Origin of the sequence: Chromohalobacter sp. (assembly GCF_039830575.1) — a bacterium.
Taxonomy (GTDB): Bacteria; Pseudomonadota; Gammaproteobacteria; order Pseudomonadales; family Halomonadaceae; genus Chromohalobacter; species Chromohalobacter israelensis.
In genome coordinates, this window is the sequence record NZ_JBDOOX010000009.1 from 217,755 (window position 1) to 233,902 (window position 16,148).

Genomic DNA, 16,148 nt, shown 5'->3' on the forward strand with positions numbered 1-16,148 from the left:
TCGTGTCAGCTTGGTGTCGGCGTCACAATGGGCCTTCGACGAAAGCCGCATGTGCCATGCCGTTCACGGCACACGATGACTGCGAGCCTCCTCGAGCAGTGCGAACCAGGTCGCACGGTCCAGCGACAGGCTGCTATCCCGGTGCAGCGCCTGGATGTGGCTTTCCTTGAGGGTGCCGATGACCGGGGCGGGGTGTCCCGGCAAGCGGCGCAGCCAGGCCAGTGCCAGTCCGGCGGTGCTGGAGTCGAACGTCTCGGCGAAATGCGCCAGCGCACTGCCCAGCACATCCTCGAAGACCAGGCCGCCGCCCAGCGGCGACCAGGCCATGGGGGCGAGGCCATCGGCGATCACGGCATCGTAGAAGCCATCGAACAGCACTTCCGGGCGGGCCAGCGACAGTTCGAACTGGTGGGCGCCGAGCGGATGACGCATGGCGGCCTGGAGCCGCCGCCACTGCTCGGGCAGGAAATTGGACACGCCCACTGCGCCGATCTTGCCGGCATCGATGGCGGCATCCAGCGCGGCGGCGGTGGCATGGGCATCGAGCAGGGGGTCGGGGCGGTGGAGCAGGAAGTGATCGAGGCGCTCGACCCCCAGCTGGGACAGCGAGGCGTCGATGCGTTCTTCCAGATAGGCGGGCGAGGTGTCGTAGTGCTTGACGCCGAAGCGCGAGTGATCGCGGGCGGGAAGCACGATATCGGCCTTGGTGATGACCTTGACGCGGGACTTGAGCGCCGGCCGCCGTGCCATGGCCTCGCCGAAGAGGCGTTCGCACTCGCGATTGCCGTAGATGTCGGCATGATCGAACCACACCAGGCCCTCGTCGAGGCGCGCCTCGATCCAGTCGGCCATGCGCGTGGCATCGGCCAGTTCGGGGCGCTCGTGAAGGCGCATCATGCCGAGTACGAAGGGAACGTCGAACGCCAGCTCATCGCTCATTGCGCAAGATCCTCTCGGGTCAGGGTCGTGGCCAGGAGGTGCTGGGCGCCGGGCACCAGCCATACGGGGTCGACGCGCGTACAGGCCGCTTCGACGCACAGGAAGTGGAGGCCTGCCTCGGCGGACGTGTCGCCGGGCAGCTGGCTGTCGGGATGCCAGACCACGGTGGAGTCGCTGCCCTGCTTGGCGATTCTGAGGCGACGCTCGCCGTCGTCCAGGATCACCGGGCGGTTGGATTCGTAGATGCGATCGAGCGGACCGCGAACCCCGAGTTCACCTTGCTGGTGCGCCTCGGAAAAGTCGCGGCGCTTATCGAGGTAGCGGGCGCCGGCCAGTCCCTCGACACGACACTGATGCACGTGAGCGACGGCGAAGTAGGTGTGTAGCGCGGCGGTCAGCTTGACCGGCGTTTCGCCGCGATGCTCGGTGATCAGTTCGACGTGTAGGCGCTGGGCGCTGGCATGGATCATCACTCGGGGCGTGAGCTGTTCGTCGAGGGAGGCGATCGGCGACAGGTGTACCTCGACCCCTTCGTCCTCGTCGTCGACGCCGTCGAGCCGCCACTCGGCCTGGCGTGCGGTGCCGTGCATGGGACCGCGACCGTCGGGGGATTCATCGGCGAACCAGGGCCAGCATACCGGGATGCCGCCGCGGATCGTGCCGGGCAGCGCCTGTGGCGTGGGAGTGACCCACAGCCAGCCATCCTCCTTGCCGGGTGCCGGCCGGGCGTCTGCCGCCCGTCCGGTGGCGGGGGTGAACGGCAGATAGTGCAGTACCTGGGCGCCCTGCAGGGAGACCGCGAGTTCTCCCCAGGCCGTGTTGAACAACAGCACGCGACGGCCTTGCCATTCGGCCTCGCGTTGCCCCTTCGTCGCGTCGAGCAGTTGACGCAGGGAGTCGGGGATCATGTCACCTCCTCGTTGTGTAATGCTTCGCAGGCGCCCAGCAGCCCATTCCAGGGTGCCGTGACCACCCACACGGGAATGTGGGCAGTGTACGCGTGCATGCGCCCTTTGTCGGCGAAAGCATCGCGGAAGTGGCTGTGCGGCAGCCAGTCGAGCAGTCGCGGCAGAATGCCACCGCACAGATAGACCCCGCCGCGCGCGCCGAGCATCAGGGCGGCGTCGCCACTGACGTCGCCGAGAATCTTGAGGAATCGCTCGAGGGCGTTGCGTGCCAGGGGATCGCCAGCCCGGGCCGCGCCGGTGACCTCCGCCGGGGTATTGTAGCGCGCGACCTGCTTGGCCAGTTGAGCATGCGCGCGGTACAGGTCCAGAAGCCCCTGGCCGCAGAGAATGCGCTCCACCGAGACGCGCCCGTAGCGTGCCTGAAAGTAGGCCAGCAGGTCACGTTCGTGTTGATCGGTGGGGGCGAAGGAGATATGGCCACCTTCGGTAGGCAGCGGAATCCAGTGATGCTGACCGGGGAAGAGCCCCGCCATGCCAAGGCCCGTGCCGGGGCCGAAGATCAAGCGCGTGCACCCCGGCGCGGCCTCGCCGCCCCCGAGCGCGACGAGTTCGTCGTCCGCCACGTGGGGCACGCCCAGGGCCTGGGCGGTAAAGTCGTTGATGACCTTGAACAGGGTGAAGCCGAATTCCTCGGCGACCTGGCGTTTGGAGAAGCGCCAGGCATTGTTGGTCATGCGGACCTCGTCGTCGTGCACGGGGCAGGCGAAGGCGAGGCAGGCTTCCGTCGGTACCTCGGCGCCCACCTCCTTGAGGTAGGCGCGAATCGCGTCGGACAGCGAAGGATAATGCGCGCAGGGCAGGGTTCTGATGTCATGAAGGTCGAACGCCCCCGGCGTCACCAGGGCGAAGCGCGCATTGGTGCCGCCGATATCGCCGATCAGTGCCGGTCGGGTCATGCGTCCTGCTCCACCCGCGAGGCCTGGGTGGGCTCCAGCGCTTGCGCGTCGAAACCGCCGAATACCGAGGCGCCGTCTTCGGCACCGCCCACCAGGGCGCGGAATCCGGCGAACAGTTCACGCCCCAGGCCGTGATGGTAATGGTCGAGGTCGGCCGTGGCATTGTCGCGTGCCTGCCACTCGGCGTCGCCGACCAGGGCGCGAAGCTCCCCGTTATCGGGGTCGAGACGAATCACGTCGCCGTCGCGCAACTTGGCCAGCGGGCCGCCGTCGACGGCTTCCGGCGTCACGTGAATGGCGGCGGGCACCTTGCCGGAAGCGCCCGACATGCGTCCGTCGGTCACCAGCGCGACCTTGAAACCACGGTCCTGCAGCACACCCAGGTAGGGCGTGAGCTTGTGAAGCTCGGGCATGCCGTTGGCCCGAGGCCCCTGGAAGCGCACCACCACGACCACGTCGCGGTCCAGTTCGCCGGCCTCGAACGCCGCCTTGAGCTGATTCTGGTCATCGAACAGACGTACCGGCGCTTCGACCACGCGATTCTCCGGCTTGACCGCCGAGATCTTGATCACACCGCGTCCCAGGTTGCCGTCGAGCACGGCCAGGCCGCCAGTGGCCGCGAAAGGATTTTCCACCGGCCGCAGGACGTCCTCGTCGAGGCTCGCGCCGGGGCCTTCGCGCCAGACCAGCTCCCCATCCTCGAGGAAGGGTTCCTGGGTATAGGCGTGCATGTCGGTGCCGAACACGGTGGGAATGTCGGCATGGATCAAGCCGGCGTCGATGAGTTCGCGGAACAGGAAACTCATGCCGCCCGCGGCCTGGAAGTGATTGATGTCGGCCTTACCGTTGGGGTAGATGCGCGTCAGGCTGGGGACCACGCTCGAGAGTTCGGCGAAATCGTCCCAGGTGATGGTGATGCCGGCGGCACCGGCCATGGCGACCAGGTGCATGGTGTGATTGGTGGAACCGCCGGAGACCAGGAGGCCGACCATGGCATTGACGATGGCGCGGGCGTCGATCTGCTTGTAGAAGGGCCGGTAGTTGCCGGTGCTTTCGGCATGACGAATGGCCTGCTCGGTGGCATAGCGGGTCAGCGCTTCGCGCAGAGGCGTACCGGGATTGACGAACGAGGCGCCGGGCAGATGCAGCCCCATCATCTCCATCATCAGCTGATTCGAGTTGGCGGTGCCATAGAAGGTGCAGGTGCCGGGGCTGTGGTAGGACTGGGACTCTGCCTCCAGCAGCTCCTCGCGACCGACCTTGCCTTCGGCATAGAGCTGGCGGACCCGGGATTTCTCGTCGTTGGGCAAACCGCTCTTCATGGGGCCGCCCGGCACGAAGACGGCAGGCAGGTGGCCGAAACGCGCCGCGCCGATGAACAGTCCGGGCACGATCTTGTCGCAAATACCCAGGAAGAGGGCGGCATCGAACATGTTGTGCGACAAGGCCACGGCGGTGGACATGGCGATCACGTCGCGCGAGAAGAGCGACAGCTCCATGCCCGGCTGCCCCTGGGTCACGCCATCGCACATGGCCGGGACCCCGCCGGCGAACTGGGCCGTGGAGCCCATCTGACGGGCGGCCTCCTTGATGGTGGCGGGAAAGGTCTCGAAAGGCTGATGCGCCGAGAGCATGTCGTTATATGACGACACGATCGCCAGGTTGGCGCTGTTCATCAGCTTGAGGCGGTCCTTGTCGCCGCTGCCGCAAGCCGCGAAACCGTGGGCGAGGTTGCCGCACGAGAGCTCGGCCCGGTGCACGCCGCGCCGCTGCTGTTCCTGCATGTGCTGTTCGTAGAGCGCACGGCGCGGGCGCGAACGCTCCTCGATCCGTTGGGTGACGCTGGCGACGGTCTGATTTAAGGACATGGTCGAACCTCATCGAGTGTCGGGGTGGTCATGTAGGTAAATTTAGCAAAAAAATACCTTGATGGTCGTGCGTCTTTCGCCCAAATTAAGGGAATAGTTGTAGTATTCTTCCAAAAGATGTCTATCGTATCCTTGGGTTCACGCCAATCAAAGAGAGGAAGCCATTATGACGCTGCGAGTTGCAATCAATGGGTTTGGGCGTATCGGCCGTAACGCCTTGCGGGCTCTCTACGAGAACGGTTATCGAGATCGCATCGAGGTCGTGGCCATCAATGATCTGGGGGACCCATCGCTCAATGCCCACCTTCTCAAGCATGATAGCGTGCATGGGCATTTCATGTTCGACGTGACGCATGACAGCGAGTCGCTGAGCGTCGATGGTGATCGCATCCGCACGCTCTCCGAGCGCGACCCGGCAGCCTTGCCGTGGGCCTCTCTCGATGTCGACCTGGTGATGGAATGCACCGGACTGTTCACCTCGCGTGACGCCGCCGCCAAGCATCTCGATGCCGGTGCTCAGCGGGTGTTGATTTCCGCGCCCAGTGGCGATGCCGACGCCATGGTGGTGTTCGGGGTCAACGAGCATGTGCTGACCAGCGAGCATCGGGTCGTCTCCAACGCTTCCTGCACCACCAACTGCCTGGCACCGGTTGCCAAGGCACTGCACGAAGGCGTGGGCATCGAGAGCGGCTTGATGACCACGGTGCACGCCTATACCAACGACCAGAACCTGTCCGACGTCTATCACAAGGATCCGTACCGGGCGCGCAGCGCGACCCAGTCGATGATCCCCACCAAGACCGGTGCTGCCGCGGCGGTGGGCAAGGTGCTGCCCGAACTCGAGGGCAAGTTCGACGGCCTGGCGGTCCGCGTGCCGGTGATCAACGTGTCGCTGGTCGACTTGACCTTCACCGCCGGTCGCGAGACCACCAAGGAAGAAATCAACGAGATCGTCGAGAAGGCGGCCGCCCAGTCGCCGGTGCTGGCGTCCAATGCCCAGCCGCTGGTGTCGATCGACTTCAACCACGATGCCAACTCGTCCACGTTCGATGCCAATCACACCCGCGTCAACGGACGCCTGGTCAAGGTGATGGCGTGGTACGACAACGAGTGGGGCTTCTCCAATCGCATGCTGGATACGGCACTGGCCATGCACGCGGCCAAGTAACGCGGCAGTCGGTGACGTAACCACCCCGTGTGGGAGCGGCCGGACATACGTCTCGCGCACTCACGGCTCCGCTCGATCGTTGTCCGTTCGCTCTCGCCCCTTGCGGCATCGATGATGCCGGGGGAGCCAGGCGCCCCGGAAGGGCGCCTTTTTTTGTGCGCGACGCTCAAGATTCGACGCCCGAGGTCGATGTGGAAGGTAACGCGTCATCGAATGGCCGCCGTCGGATTGCCTCTTGCGCGACGATGCTCAAGCTCCTGTAATGAGTGATGTCGCCATGTCCGGATTGTCAACGCTTAGTGGTCGGGTTTCGCTACCGCCCTGTGTTAGACTGTGTGGGCATGCATTATTTCTCATCAACGGAACGGCATCATGCGCGATTTTGTGCAACAGGCTCATCGGCTGGTCGGTGTCATGCTGCGCGATGGACACCGCAATCGCCAAGGCAAGATTACGGGGGTCGATCAGTCGCGCGACACGCCAGCCGTCTATGTCGCATGGACGGGTCAAGCCCGCTGCGAGCGCGTGACGCTGAGCATCGAAGAGCTGCGCACCCTGGTGTCGGCCTATCTCGAGACCCATGATCGCCGACCCGTTGATCAAGCCGAGCCGGAGACCTCGCCGGAGCCGTCTTCACGCCGACGTGCCGGCATGCGGTAATCCGCTTGCGCCTTCGTCGAATCAGCGGTCGCGTGGGTTCGTCACGAAGTCTGGAAGTGGGGCGATGACTCATTATGGACATACCGGCCGCGAAGAATTTCTCCACCTTCCCCAGCGAGTGCGATGCATTGTTGGCGACCTCTTCCGCCATTTTCTATGCGACCGGCCCCGGCTGGTGGCGCCATGACCTGCATTACGTCAGCCATAACGTCGCGCAGATGATCGACGCGTCGCGCGAGCGCCTGCACGAAGCGCCCGCGCTGTGGATGGAACGCATGCAGGACGCCAGTGGTGTCGAGCAGCGTCTGTTCACGGCTCTCGAGGCGGGCGAGTCGCGCATACGCTTGCGCTACCGGATGACGCGCGATGATGGCAGCGAGCGCTATCTGCAGGACGATATCGCTGTCCACCGCGACGCCGCAGGAGAGGTCGTGGAGCTGGTCGGCGCCCTTGTCGACATTACCCGGCCCGACTCCGTCCAGGCACGCCTCGAGGCCCTTGCCGAAAGTGAGCGGCACTATCGCTTCATCGTCGAAAACGTCAGCGATGCCATCGTGCTGATGGATGCCGAGGGCGCGTGCCGTTTCGCCTCACCGTCGATTCAAGACATTCTCGGCCACCGTGCCGAGCGACTGCGTGGGCGCGGGCTGCTCGAATTGCTGCCCCCGGACGATGCGCCGCGCGTTCAACGTCTGATCCACGACGCCTCGTTGCACGGCGAACCGCTGCGCATGGAATTGCGCATGCGCCACCGACTCGGCCATTACGTATGGCTGGAGACATGCTGCTCCCCCTCTTTGAATGCCGACACTGGCCGTTACGAGTGGATTCTCGCCGTGGCGCGGGATATCACCGATCGCAAGCATCGCGAGTACCGTCTGCAGGAACTGTCTACCCCCGACAGCCTGACCGGGGCACTCAATCGTGGCGCCTATCTGAGCTGCTTGCGCAGCGGGCTGGAAGCTGCCGATCATGTTGCCCAGCGGATGTCGCTGGTGATCTTCGATATCGACCATTTCAAGACGGTCAACGACACTTGGGGGCATGCCGCCGGCGATCTGGTGCTGGCGTGCGTGGGGGAAATATGTCGCACGGTGTTACGCGATCAGGACGTCTTCGGACGTATCGGCGGAGAAGAGTTCTCGTTGATGCTGGCCGGGCAGTCATTGAACGACGCAGCGCTGCTCGCCGAGCGGTTGCGCAAGAAGTTCGAGAGCGTGCGTGTCGAGTTCCACGGTGAATGGCTGAGTTTCTCGGTCAGCTTCGGTGTGGCGGAGCGCCAGACCAGTGAGGGCGTGGAGTCCTTGTTGCACAGAGCCGACATGGGGCTCTATGCCGCCAAGCGCAACGGTCGCAATCGGGTACACCAGGCACCGGCGCAAACGGCGTAAGCGCCGATGATATCATCAAGAATCAAGGAGAAACGCATGCCACGTATCGGAGGGAAGAACATGGTGCGGCTGCTACTGGCCTGTTGCCTGGGGATGTTGAGCCTGGGTGCCTGGGCGGAGACGGTGGAAGGTCCCAAGGTGGTCGGCGAGACGTTCGAGTATTCCACGGGCGGGAAGACCTATCAGGGGTACCTGGCTCGCAACGTCAATGACGACGAGCCGCGGCCGGCGGTATTGCTGGTGCACGAATGGTGGGGACTCAACGATTACGCCAAGTCGCGTGCCGACCAGCTCGCCGCCCTGGGGTTCGTCGCCCTGGCGGTGGACATGTACGGCAAGGGGCAGACCGCCACGCATCCGCAGGATGCCAAGGCGTTTTCCCAGCGCGTCATGAACGACTGGCCAACGGCACGTGCCAGTCTCGAAGCGGCCATGGCCAAGCTTCGCAAGGAGCCCTACGTGCGTGAGGGCCGCATGGCGGCGCTGGGTTACTGTTTCGGCGGCGGTGTGGTGATGAACATGGCGCTGGCGGGCATGCCCATCGACGCCGCGATCAGTTTCCATGGCAGTCCCACGCAGGCGGTTTCCTCGCCGCAGCCGTTCGACGGTATCGTGCAGATCCACAATGGCGCGGATGATGCGCTGGTGGAAACGCAGGCGCTGGAGTCGATGGCGCAGACCTTGAGCGACGAGGGTGCCGAGGTGCGGGTCGTGCAATACCCCGGCGCCAAGCACGGTTTCAGCAATCCGCATGCCGATGCCGATGCCGAGGAATTCGAGTTGCCGCTGGCCTATGACGCCGCAGCGGATGCGGCATCGTGGCAGGCGGCGTTGGTGGCGCTGGACCGCGCGCTGAACCGGGACGACGCGGAATAAACGCCGGGCGGCGGGCCGATGTCTCGCCGCCGAGGTGCGTCAGGCGCGCCGCGAGAGTGTCAGGACACGCTTGGCGAGCTCGATCATGTCGGGGTCGCCGGTATTCTTGTCGGGCACGTCCGAGAGCTTGATGACCGGCATCCAGTGCTGCCCTTCCGGGCGCGCCTCGGTCATCTTGATCACCATGTTCATCGGCGTGACGCCGACATCGTTGGTGAAGTTGGTGCCGATGCCGAAGGCCGTGGTGATGCGGCCGCGACAGAAGGCGTCGATGCGTTCGACGCGCTCGGGCGTCAGGGCGTCGGAGAAGATGATGGTCTTGGTACGCGGATCGATTCCCATGCGCTCGTAATGAGCGATGGTGGCGGCGGCGAACTCGAGGGGGTCGCCGCTGTCGTGACGCACGCCGTCGAAGAGCTTGGCGAATTTCTTGTCGAAGCTGTCGAAGAAGGTCGCCGACGTGAAGGTGTCCGTGAGCGCGATGCCCAGGTCGCCACGGTACACGTCCACCCAGTGCTCCAGGGCGAGGCTGTTGGCCATCTTGAAGCCGAAGCGGGCGCCGTGGAACATGAACCACTCGTGGGCGTGCGTGCCGATCGGCTTGACGCCGTGGCGCATGGCCAGGTGGACGTTGCTGGAGCCGGAGAAAGTATCGCCGCCGTGGTGGCGCAGCGAGGCCACCACACGGTCGTGGACATCGTAGGAATAGCGCCGGCGGGTACCGAATTCGGCGATCTTGAGCCCCAGGCGTTTGTAGTGTTCGATCTTGTCGCGGGTGCGCATGTCGATGATGGCATCCGCATCGCGCTTGCCGTCTCCCATGCGGTACCAGATCTCGCTGATCAGCGCCATCAGAGGGACTTCCCACAGGATGGTGCGGTACCAGAGGCCTTCGATGCGCAACTCGAAGCGCTCGCCCTGCTGGACGATGTCGACCTCGCTCGGGTCGTATCGGAAACCCGAGAGGAAGTCGAGATACGTCGGGTCCAGGTAGGGGCAGGTGCGCTCCAGGAAGCGCTTTTCCTCGACGCTCAGGGAGAGGTCTGCCATGGCATCCACCGCCTCGCGCAATTGCTCGCCGAAACCCGGAGGGAAGGCATGCTCCCCCCGGTTGATGAATGCATAACGGGCTCGCGCGTAGGGAAAGCGCTTGATGACCGCGCTTTGCATGGTGAACTTGTAGAAATCGTTATCGAGGAGCGAATCCAGCATCGTGCATCCTGTAGCGCGAGGTTCCGAAATAGGAGCGCCAGCTTAGCGCAGCGACGGCGAGGGCACCACTGTCGTGCCGTTCGGGGTGGCTCACATGATCGCCATGACGCCGAACATCGTGATCATGAAGCCGCCGAACAAGAGCAGGCCCGCGATCGAGAGCAGCAGCAACAGGTAGCCCAGGATGAGGGCCGCCAGCGCCCAGGCATCGCCTTGTTCACCGCTGCGGCGGATCTGGCGCCGGGCAAGATGTCCGCAGACGACGCCGCCGAGTGCCCCGGGCAGCACGAAGATGCCCAGTACGCTGAGCGCGAAGGCGACCAGCGCCATGCTGTTGATGTGTCCCGAGGGCGGCGGTGTGGCGGGCGTGATGCGGGGCATCGCTTGCTCCAGAAAAAGGTTGGCCTCACCCTAGCACGAGGGGCGACATTCGGGAATCCGCGTAGGGAGGCGTGACGATGGGCTTGACGGTGCGCGAGTTGAGCGGTGTGGGCGATGTGCCGCGCGAAACCTGGAATGCCTGGCTCGGCACCGAGTATCCGTTTCTTCGTCACGAATTCATGCATGCCCTCGAGTGCAGCGGTTGCGTGGCGGCCGATAGCGGCTGGACGCCTCGTCACCTGGGGGTATGGCAGGACGAACGCCTGGTCGGCGCGTTGCCCCACTACCTCAAGGATCACTCCTTTGGCGAGTACGTGTTCGACTGGAGCTGGGCCGACGCCTGGGAGCGGGCCGGTGGGCGATACTATCCCAAGCGGCTGAGTGCCGTTCCGTTCACCCCGGCGGTGGGGCCTCGCCTGGCGCTGGAGGCCGGGGTGTCGAAGGAGGCGGCCGTGCGTGCGGTGGCGGCGTTTCTCGAAGCGCGTGGCGAGACGCTGTCGAGCTGGCATCTGCTGTTCGCCGAGGCGCCGGAAGTGGCGCAGTGGCAGCAGGCATGGCCGGCGCTGCTGCGCCGCGATGCGATACGTTTCGAATGGCGTGATGTCGGCTACGGCGATTTCGATGGCTTTCTGGCCGCGATGGTGAGCAAGCGGCGCAAGGAGATTCGCCGCGAACGCCGCAAGGTGACCGAGCAGGGCCTGACCCTGCACCGCTTGACCGGTGATGCCATCGACGACGCGGCGCTGGCCCACTTTTACCGCTGTTACTGCGCGACCTACTGGGAGCGTGGACAAATGCCCTACCTCAATGCGGCGTTTTTCACGCACTTGCGCGATACCATGAGCGAGGCCTTGCTGCTCGTCCAGGCGCGCCAGGGCGATGTCCCGGTCGCCGCGGCCCTCTATCTGCGAGGCGGCGATACGCTTTATGGACGCTATTGGGGGAGCGACGTCACGGCCGACTGCCTGCATTTCGAAGCGTGCTATTACCAGGGCATCGAGTACTGTCTGGAACAAGGATTGCGTCGCTTCGATCCCGGTACCCAGGGCGAGCACAAGCTGACGCGCGGCTTCTTGCCCGAAGACAGTGTGTCGCTTCACTATTTACCGCATGCCGGGTTTCGGGAGGCGGTCGCGCGTTTCTGTGACGAGGAGCGGCGTGCCATGGCGCATTATCGTGCGGCCTGTTTCGAGCGCCTCCCTTTCCAGCGCGATGAGTGAGCCCGCGACGTATTCGGCGTGCGTGGCATGGCCTACCTCAATAGACCCTGTCTCATGGCACCGGCCTCGAGACGTGACGTAAGGAAAACAGGGACATGACGTTCTTTGCCGAGGCGGCGGTGTTGCTGGGAGCGGCGATCATCGCCGTGCCATTGTTTCAACGCCTGGGACTGGGCTCGATCCTGGGCTATCTCGCCGTGGGGCTGTTGCTGGGGCCCTCATTGATCGGCTTCATCAGCGAACCGGAGGAAGTACTGCATTTCTCCGAATTCGGCGTCGTGATGTTGCTGTTCATCATCGGGCTGGAGCTGGAGCCGTCGCGCCTGTGGGGGATGCGAAAACGCCTGTTCGGGCTGGGCCTGCTTCAATTGTGCGGCTGCGGCGTGCTGCTGACGCCGATCGGCCTGGCGCTGGGCCTGAGGTGGGAGCTGGCGGTACTGCTGGGATTGATTCTGGCCTTGTCCTCCACGGCCTTTGCCCTGCAGGTGCTCAACGAGCAGCGTCGCCTGGCCACACCGCACGGGCAGACGGCGTTCGCGATCCTGCTCTTCCAGGATCTGGCGGTGATCCCCTTGCTGGCCTTGCTGCCGCTGTTCGCGGGCGGGATGAGCGCACAGGGCGGCGACATGTGGCTCGACATCGGCAAGGGCGTGGGCATGGTGCTGGCCGCGATCGTGTTCGGTCGTCTGGTATTTCCCCGCGTGCTGGCGCTCATCGCGCGTAGCGGCGTGCACGAGGTCTTCACCGCCGCTGCCCTGTTCCTGGTGCTGACCCTGGCCTTGGTGATGGATTGGGCGGGCCTGTCCATGGCGCTGGGCGCCTTCCTGGGAGGCGTCATGCTGGCGGACACGATTTATCGTCATGAACTGGAAGCCAACATCGAGCCGTTCAAGGGCATTCTGCTGGGCCTGTTCTTCATGGCCGTGGGCATGTCGGTCAACCTGGCGCTGGTCTTCGACAACGTCTTATGGGTGCTGGGAATCACCCTGGTGCTGTTGGCGGCCAAGCTCGTCATCATCGCCCTGGTGGGCATGGCGGCGCGCTTGCCGCGACAAGAGATTCCGCGCCTGGCAACGGTGATCGCGCAAGGAGGGGAGTTCGATTTCGTGCTGCTCAGCGCGGCGGTCAGCGCCGGCGTGTTCGATCAGCGCATCGCCAGCCTGTGCATCGCCGCGGTGACCTTGAGCATGGCCTTGACGCCGTTCTTGTATCGTGGCGGCAACCACCTCGCCGACCGCATGCGGGAGACCCGCCCTTACGACAACGATTTCGGGGACGAGACGCCTCCCGTGCTGATCGCGGGGCTGGGGCGTTTCGGCCAGATGGTGGCCCGTGTGCTCAAGCTGCAGGACATCAGCTTTACCGCGCTCGACCCCAACATCACGCAAGTGGAATTCATTCGGCGCTTCGGTTCGCGTATCTACTATGCCGACGCCACGCGGCTGGATGTGCTGCGCTCGGCGGGACTGGAACACGCCCGCGTGCTGGTGATCGCCGTCGACGACGAGGAGGCGGCGCTGACCATCGCGCGGCAGGTGCGTACTCACTATCGCCAGGTCAAGGTCTTCGCGCGTGCGCGCAACCGCCACCATGCCTGGCAATTAATGGAAGCCGGCGTCGATGCCGTGGTGCGCGAGACCTTTGCCTCGAGCATGGAGATGAGCGTCGAGGTGCTCAAGGGACTCGGCTACCCGGGAACCAATGCCCTGGATGCCGTGCGCACGTTCCGCGACTTCGACAATCAGCTGTTGGCCAGGACCTTCATGCATCGGCATGATTCGGAAGCGTTGATGGCGACGGAGCGCGCGGCCATGGCGGAGTTCCAGACACTGTTCCAGCAGGAATTGGGCCAAGGCCGTGGGCAGGAGGAAGCCGCCGAGCCCTCGGACGTACCGGTCGAAACGCCGACCGAGGACGTTCGGCGGTAGATGGCGGTCGCGTCGTCGCGGCGGTCTTTCACAGACGAAAACGAGGAGAGCCGACATGGAGCAGTCACTGAGCACGTTGCTGGCGTCTTTGGAGATCGTCCCCTTGAGGGAGCCGCAACCATTGTCCGGTGGCGATATCGCCGAGGTCGCGCGTCTGGAGACGCGCCAGGGAGCGCTCGTGGTCAAGCGTGACGAGGCCGCCTCGCTGGCCGCCGAGGCCGAGGGGCTGCGCGCCTTGCGTCGAGCGAATAGCGGGCTGATCGTCCCGGAGGTCGTCGCTCAGCAGGACGAGTGGTTGATCATGGAGGCCCTGCCTCAGGGCGGCAGACGGGATCCCGCGCGTCTCGGCGAGGGATTGCGCACACTGCATGGCGTGACCGGAGAGCATCACGGCTGGCCGCACGACAACCACTGCGGTCCTACCGCGCAGCGCAATACGCCCTGCCGCGATGGACGCGTCTTTCAGCGCGACCATCGTTTGGTGCCGTTGGGCGAGGCCTGTGCCGAACGCGGCTTGCTGTCCAGCGCGACCCGCGGTGCCTTGCTGGATGTCGCCCAGCGACTCGAGAGCTGGTTGCCCGACAGGCCGGCGTGCCTCGTGCACGGTGATCTGTGGTCCGGCAACGTGCTGACGACGCCACGCGGGCCGGCGATCATCGACCCGGCCGTCTATTACCATTATCCCGAGGTCGACCTGGCGATGCTGACCCTGTTCGGTGCGCCGGGGGAGGCGTTTTTCGAAGCCTACTGGGATGGCGATAAACCCACCGACTGGACGCGTCGCGAAACCCTGTTCCAGCTCTACCCGCTGCTCAACCACCTGTTGCTTTTCGGTGGCGCGTACCGCACGGCCGTGGAGCGTGCCATCGCACGTCTCGCCGCCGACTAGAACGGGACGTCCGCCTGCGATTCCCGGCGTCTTCTCGATGCCTAGGCGCGCCTGACGCCACGCCACAAGCGTCGCCACCAGCCGGCACCGGGCGAACGCCGGCGTGATGACAGGAAGGCGGCGATCGCTGCCGCTTGTGCCGGTCGGTCGAGCATGGGGGCGTGCCCGCAATCCGGGACCTCGACGATGGCGAGGCGGGGCTGATGGTGCTGCATGGTCGTCAGCGTGGCGGACGACAGAATGTCGGACTGCGCGCCGTGGATCGCCATCACGGGGCAGTGCAGTGCCCTCCAGGCCGCCCACAGATCGCGCGGCGTGTCGTGCACGAATTGCTCGGCGATGCGGGGATCGAAATGATAGCCCCAGCTTCCGTCGGGCAAACGGCGGGCGCTCTCGAGAAGCAGGCGTCGCCATACCGCTTCACTCTGGATACCGAAGCTTTGGTAATGCGTACGCATTTCCCGCTCGAGATCCTGCAGGCTCGTGAACCGCTGCGCCGCGATGAAATAACTCGCGAGGCGCTGCATGCCGGCGGTTTCGATGGTGGGACCGACATCGTTGAGGATCAGTGCCGAGATGCGCCGGCGGTGGGTGTCGTCGGCCGCGAGCAGGAGTCCCAGCAGCCCGCCCATCGACGTACCCAGCCACGGCACGTGTGCGAGCTTGAAGTGATCGAGCACCGCGATGGCCACATCCATGTAATGTGAATAGAGATAATCGTAGGCAGGGAACAGTGACCAGCTGGAAAGGCCTCGCCCGGGGGTGTCGGGGGCGATCAGGCGCCAGTCGGGGCCGAGCAGACGCGCCAGGTGCGCGAAATCGCCGCCATGGCGCGACAGGCCGTGCCAGGCGATCAAGGTGCGCGGGGCATTCGGGTGCCAGATGCGCACGGCGATTTCCAGCTCGCGATGCTTGAGAAGGACCAGTTCATCCACGACGCTTACCTAGAGGCGGTGACGTCTCCAGTATAGAAGCGATGCTGCATTGCAGCAGGACTTCACGGTCGTCGCGTGACGAGGTAGAACAGGTTGTCGATCGCTTCGCCGCCGCTTTCGCGCAGTGAAAAGCTGTCCGGTGCACGCAGCCAGTCGTGAACCAGGCCGCCGATCATCGAGTGCAGCATCAGTGTGGCGACGTCGGGCTGGATATCATCGATCAGCAGGCCGTCGTCGTGGGCTTGCTGGAAGCAGCGGCGCACGACTTCACGACACTCCGAGGCCAGGCGATTTTGCAGTTCCACGGGGTTGATGTCGCTGATGAACTCGCAACGGTGCATCAAGATGGTGTGCACACGGCAGGAACGTGGTCGCTCGAGCATCTCGAAGGCATGCAGGGTGGCCAGGCGCAAGGTGTCCAGCGGCCCCAGGGTCTGACGCTCGGCGGTGATGTCGTCGATGATCTGCTGCAGCGGCATCTTGACCCGGTCGAGCATCGCGTGGAACAGGTCGGCCTTGTTCTTGAAGTGCCAGTACACGGCGCCGCGGGTCATGCCGGCGTGACGTGCGATGTGCTCGAGCGACGTGCGCGAGACGCCCTTGTCGAGGAAGACGTCCTCGGCGGCGTCGAGCAGGGCTTCTCGGGTTGCCTCGGCTTCGGCTTTGGTTCTGCGGGACATGGCGTGGTCTCGTTGATGACTCCGGCCTCCCGGCGATGCGTGATGGCCGGAAGGCGAGATTTTTTTCGCCATCATACCCTAAGTGCATGGTGCATGGTGCATGGCATTTACATTCATGTGTGTATGCATGTAGCCTT

15 protein-coding genes are annotated in these 16,148 nt (G+C 64.6%); 7 read left to right on the forward strand and 8 right to left on the reverse strand.

Annotated elements, in window-relative coordinates:
• Positions 1-63 precede the first annotated feature (63 nt).
• The 4 genes from ABGX75_RS08035 to edd are packed head-to-tail and all read right to left on the reverse strand — an operon-like array spanning position 64 to position 4,671.
• Positions 64-939, reverse strand: coding sequence for an aldo/keto reductase (locus ABGX75_RS08035; protein ID WP_347410687.1), 876 nt, complete (start codon positions 937-939; stop codon positions 64-66).
• Positions 936-1,847, reverse strand: a complete 912-nt coding sequence (locus tag ABGX75_RS08040; RefSeq protein ID WP_347410688.1) for a D-hexose-6-phosphate mutarotase — start codon at positions 1,845-1,847, stop codon at positions 936-938. Before ABGX75_RS08040 ends, ABGX75_RS08035 begins: the two co-directional genes overlap by 4 nt.
• Entirely contained in the window at positions 1,844-2,803 is a 960-nt protein-coding gene (gene glk, locus ABGX75_RS08045) for a glucokinase (RefSeq protein ID WP_347410689.1), read from the reverse strand. The genes ABGX75_RS08040 and glk overlap by 4 nt, the downstream gene beginning before the upstream one ends.
• Positions 2,800-4,671 (reverse strand): phosphogluconate dehydratase, encoded by a 1,872-nt coding sequence (gene edd, locus ABGX75_RS08050; RefSeq protein WP_128690149.1) that lies wholly within the window; start codon positions 4,669-4,671, stop codon positions 2,800-2,802. The genes glk and edd overlap by 4 nt, the downstream gene beginning before the upstream one ends.
• A gap of 166 nt (positions 4,672-4,837) precedes the next feature.
• Between edd and gap the strand changes: the two genes are divergently transcribed.
• From gap to ABGX75_RS08070, 4 genes are all read left to right on the forward strand, one after another.
• Complete coding sequence (gene gap, locus ABGX75_RS08055; RefSeq protein WP_011506240.1) at positions 4,838-5,839, forward strand: type I glyceraldehyde-3-phosphate dehydrogenase; 1,002 nt, start codon at positions 4,838-4,840, stop codon at positions 5,837-5,839.
• A gap of 372 nt (positions 5,840-6,211) precedes the next feature.
• Positions 6,212-6,499 (forward strand): hypothetical protein, encoded by a 288-nt coding sequence (locus tag ABGX75_RS08060; protein ID WP_011506241.1) that lies wholly within the window; start codon positions 6,212-6,214, stop codon positions 6,497-6,499.
• Between the two features lie 74 nt (positions 6,500-6,573).
• Positions 6,574-7,890 (forward strand): diguanylate cyclase, encoded by a 1,317-nt coding sequence (locus ABGX75_RS08065; protein ID WP_347410690.1) that lies wholly within the window; start codon positions 6,574-6,576, stop codon positions 7,888-7,890.
• Between the two features lie 36 nt (positions 7,891-7,926).
• Entirely contained in the window at positions 7,927-8,766 is an 840-nt protein-coding gene (locus ABGX75_RS08070) for a dienelactone hydrolase family protein (RefSeq protein ID WP_347410691.1), read from the forward strand.
• A 39-nt stretch (positions 8,767-8,805) separates the two neighbouring features.
• Here ABGX75_RS08070 and pncB read toward each other — a convergent pair whose 3' ends face one another.
• A complete protein-coding gene (gene pncB, locus ABGX75_RS08075) occupies positions 8,806-9,978 on the reverse strand; it encodes a nicotinate phosphoribosyltransferase (protein ID WP_347410692.1) in 1,173 nt (390 codons plus the stop codon).
• 90 nt (positions 9,979-10,068) lie between these two features.
• The gene (locus tag ABGX75_RS08080; protein ID WP_011506245.1) at positions 10,069-10,359 is read right to left on the reverse strand and encodes a DUF4190 domain-containing protein; all 291 of its coding nucleotides are present in this window, start codon (positions 10,357-10,359) and stop codon (positions 10,069-10,071) included.
• A gap of 77 nt (positions 10,360-10,436) precedes the next feature.
• Between ABGX75_RS08080 and ABGX75_RS08085 the strand changes: the two genes are divergently transcribed.
• The 3 genes from ABGX75_RS08085 to ABGX75_RS08095 all read left to right on the forward strand — a co-directional run bounded on the left by ABGX75_RS08085 (position 10,437) and on the right by ABGX75_RS08095 (position 14,396).
• Positions 10,437-11,579 (forward strand): GNAT family N-acetyltransferase, encoded by a 1,143-nt coding sequence (locus tag ABGX75_RS08085; RefSeq protein ID WP_347410693.1) that lies wholly within the window; start codon positions 10,437-10,439, stop codon positions 11,577-11,579.
• A 95-nt stretch (positions 11,580-11,674) separates the two neighbouring features.
• Complete coding sequence (locus ABGX75_RS08090; protein ID WP_347410694.1) at positions 11,675-13,507, forward strand: monovalent cation:proton antiporter-2 (CPA2) family protein; 1,833 nt, start codon at positions 11,675-11,677, stop codon at positions 13,505-13,507.
• A 55-nt stretch (positions 13,508-13,562) separates the two neighbouring features.
• Positions 13,563-14,396, forward strand: coding sequence for a fructosamine kinase family protein (locus ABGX75_RS08095; protein WP_347410695.1), 834 nt, complete (start codon positions 13,563-13,565; stop codon positions 14,394-14,396).
• Positions 14,397-14,437: 41 nt separating this feature from the next.
• Here the strand turns inward: ABGX75_RS08095 and ABGX75_RS08100 are convergent, their stop codons facing one another.
• Both ABGX75_RS08100 and ABGX75_RS08105 read right to left on the reverse strand, forming a co-directional pair.
• Positions 14,438-15,331, reverse strand: a complete 894-nt coding sequence (locus ABGX75_RS08100; protein ID WP_301968116.1) for an alpha/beta hydrolase — start codon at positions 15,329-15,331, stop codon at positions 14,438-14,440.
• Between the two features lie 62 nt (positions 15,332-15,393).
• A complete protein-coding gene (locus tag ABGX75_RS08105) occupies positions 15,394-16,011 on the reverse strand; it encodes a TetR family transcriptional regulator (RefSeq protein ID WP_347410696.1) in 618 nt (205 codons plus the stop codon).
• Positions 16,012-16,148: the final 137 nt, after the last annotated feature.